We start from the raw sequence: 860 nt of genomic DNA, 5'->3' as shown, positions 1-860 counted from the left end.
CGCCCGCTTCTTCGGCATAATGGCTGATCAGCTTTTTCATCATGATGTCCCCCGCTTCGCCTGCCGGCATCGACCCGAGCATGACGATTTTGCCTTTTCCGCATTTGTGTTCCGTGATGAACGCTTTGCCTGACGCCGGGCCTTTCTCAATCATCCCGACAGCCTTGGTGCCGCCGGCTTCAAAAACAGCGCTCCACAAGCTAAGCGGCGCCTTTGCGCCAAACGCCGTTCCGCTTGAGTTCCGCTCATCCATCGGGAATGTAAACAGCGTTTTAACACCAGAACATTTTTCTAAAGGCCCCAATCCGCAATCAGTGTGAATCGTATGGTGCTCTGTTCTTCCGCCCGTCAGCGGACCCGCAATCCAAATGCCGCCGCTTTGTGCAAATGCTTCGGCTTTTTTGATAAAAGCAGGGGGAAGATAATGAATAAACGGCGTAAACAGCAGTTTGTAGCCGTCCAGCGGGCTCCCTTCAAGAATGACATCCCTGTGAATGCCCATCTTTAATAATCGGTCATAAAACTCGGTGATCAGCGTTCTGTAATGAAGACCCCGATGAGGCTCCGTTTTCAAAAACACCTTCGCACGGTCCGAATAGACGACAGCTGTTTCAGCCTGCAAAGGAGCCGTAGCCAGCATGATGTGTTCAACCTCTCGTCTTGCCCGCTCGGCTTCGAGCACATTTTCATATCCCACATCAGGCTCCCCCCATGCGCTGAGCACTGATCCGTGCGGCTGTTCAGACCCGGCTCTCTGCTGGCGCCACAGCCAATAGCAGAACGCGGCTCCGCCAAGAGCATAAGAAGAAACCGCTTCAGCTTTCAAATAGCCGTTTTGATGAGGCGCCGCATAGCTTTCA

At 53.3% G+C, this 860-nt stretch carries 1 protein-coding gene; it reads right to left on the bottom strand.

The window, feature by feature from the left end; translation table 11 throughout:
• On the bottom strand, positions 1 to 860 hold an 860-nt coding region (locus ACWHAR_RS24975), incomplete at both ends, for a beta-galactosidase trimerization domain-containing protein (RefSeq protein ID WP_452088169.1).

This window comes from Bacillus sp. LR--39 (genome assembly GCF_053613335.1).
Note: the sequence above shows the minus strand (reverse complement) of the source record. Positions and strands in the feature narration are given on the sequence as shown.